Raw genomic sequence first — 964 nt, 5'->3', positions numbered from 1 at the left:
CAGCACCTTCTCTTCCGCTTTTTCGATGTAGCAGGACGTCGCGGTGATGGTGGCTTCCGTGGGGCCATAAGTGTTGTAGATGGGCACCGACGTACGTTGGAACCATGCGTTCACAGACACCGGGGAAACCTGCTCGCCCCCCAGGACCATCAGACGGAACTGGCCACCGAACTCTTTGCCGGAATCCAGGTGAGGAATGACCTGTTCCCACAAGGCGGGCGTCAACTCGGCAACGGTTATCTTCTGTTCGCGAATCTCTGCCAGGACGCGAGAGGGAGACCAGTTATCTGAACCACGCATGAGCAGTCGGCCTCCCGACATCAGTGTCGGGAATATCTGCTCGGCGGCAGCGTCGAAGGATATGGATGCGAACTGCAGCGTACGATCCTCGGAAGTCAACTCGTAGCGCCGCGCCATCTCCTGAAGGCGGTTGCTCAGCGATCGATGCTGGATCATGACGCCCTTGGGCGTACCGGTGGATCCCGATGTGTAGATGATGTAGGCCAGGTCGTCCGGACCGGCTTGTGGAGGCAGATCGGCTGAGTCGTGGGCGCTGATGGCCGACCAGTCGTGGTCGATCAGCACCTGGGGAACGGGCCCGACGTTATCCAGACGCTCGCGCAGGTGGGAATGGGTGATCAACAGCGAGGCCCGGATATCCCGCATCATGAAATTCAGGCGCTCAGCGGGGTAGTCGGCATCCAGCGGGGCATAGCCGGCGCCGGCCTTGAGAACGCCCAGAAGCGCCACCATCATGTCGACACCGCGCTCCATGCACACAGCCACCAGGCGCCCCGCTGTGACTCCATGGTTCATGAGGTGACGGGCGAGCTGGTTGGCCCGCGCGTTGAGCTGGTCGTAGGTCAGGCTCTGGCCATCGCAGGACACCGCCACCGCCAGCGGACTACGAGCCGCCCGCTCCTCCACCAGCTGATGAACCGCCACATCATCGGCATACGGCATC

The 964-nt window shown here is 62.0% G+C and carries 1 protein-coding gene; it reads right to left on the bottom strand.

Annotation, left to right across the window (positions count from 1 at the left end; all coding sequences use genetic code 11):
• Nucleotides 1-964 (bottom strand): AMP-binding protein (locus tag Acor_RS00150; protein ID WP_155334415.1); only part of this gene is annotated, 964 nt, incomplete at both ends.

Source organism: Acrocarpospora corrugata (assembly GCF_009687845.1).
GTDB lineage: Bacteria > Actinomycetota > Actinomycetes > Streptosporangiales > Streptosporangiaceae > Acrocarpospora > Acrocarpospora corrugata.
Note: the sequence above shows the minus strand (reverse complement) of the source record. Positions and strands in the feature narration are given on the sequence as shown.